At 32.8% G+C, this 940-nt stretch carries 1 pseudogene; it reads left to right on the top strand.

Features of this window, described 5'->3' with window-relative positions:
- Positions 1-740, top strand: a pseudogene (locus LJE08_RS13610) (carbamoyl-phosphate synthase large subunit); the annotation flags it as partial.
- Between the last annotated feature and the right edge of the window lie 200 nt (positions 741-940).

Raw genomic sequence — 940 nt, 5'->3', positions numbered from 1 at the left:
TAGATAAAGAAAGTAACGTATATGTATTAGAGGTAAACCCACGTTCATCTCGTACCGTACCATTCTTATCTAAGATTACAGGTGTTCCTATGTCTCAAATTGCGACTAAGTGTGTATTAGGTGAAAGTATTGAAGATCAAGACTTAATACCAGGATATCATCCTGAAGATAAAGAAAGAGTCTTTGTCAAAGCACCAGTATTTTCATTTGCGAAATTACGTAGTGTAGATACAGTGTTAGGACCTGAAATGAAATCTACAGGTGAGGCTTTGGGTAGTGATGTAAACTTAGAAAAAGCATTGTACAAGGCTTTAGTAGCTTCTGGAATTAATATTCCTTTACATGGAAGTGTATTACTAACAATTGATGATGATAATAAACAGGATGCTTTAGAAATCGCAAAACGTTTCTATAACATTGGATATGGAATTTATGCGACGAAGGGTACAGCTAAATTCTTAGAAGATAATGGCTTATTTGTACATGTAGCGGCCAAAGTCAATGAGGATAATGGAAATGAAACGGTATTGGATATTATTCGTCATGGACATGTAAACTTTGTCATCAACACAATGTCAAATAAAGATAATTCTACAAGTAAAGATGGATTCTTGATTCGTCGTGTGTCTGCAGAAAACAATATTTCTTGTATGACAAGTTTAGATACGGCACATGCCTTAATTAAAGTATTGGAATCTTTGAGTTTCTCAATGGTTTCTATGAATGAAATGGGTAAATAGAGTGTGAGAAATCACACTCTAATTTTTTATAAAAAATTAGCACTTAAGTGTTGACAGTGCTAAAAAAGCGACTATAATGATAATTGAAGTTAGAGATAAGTCAAAATATATCCCGTAACTTGAAGATAGATTTCATAATCTAGTAATCAGGAGGCGATATTTATGAAGTACTATCCAATGTTTGATTTATTTGATGATTT

Origin of the sequence: Holdemanella sp. DFI.5.55 (assembly GCF_020593575.1) — a bacterium.
GTDB lineage: Bacteria > Bacillota_I > Bacilli_A > Erysipelotrichales > Erysipelotrichaceae > Holdemanella > Holdemanella hominis.
The sequence above is the reverse complement of the archived record's forward strand: the minus strand, read 5'-3'. Positions and strand labels throughout refer to the sequence as shown.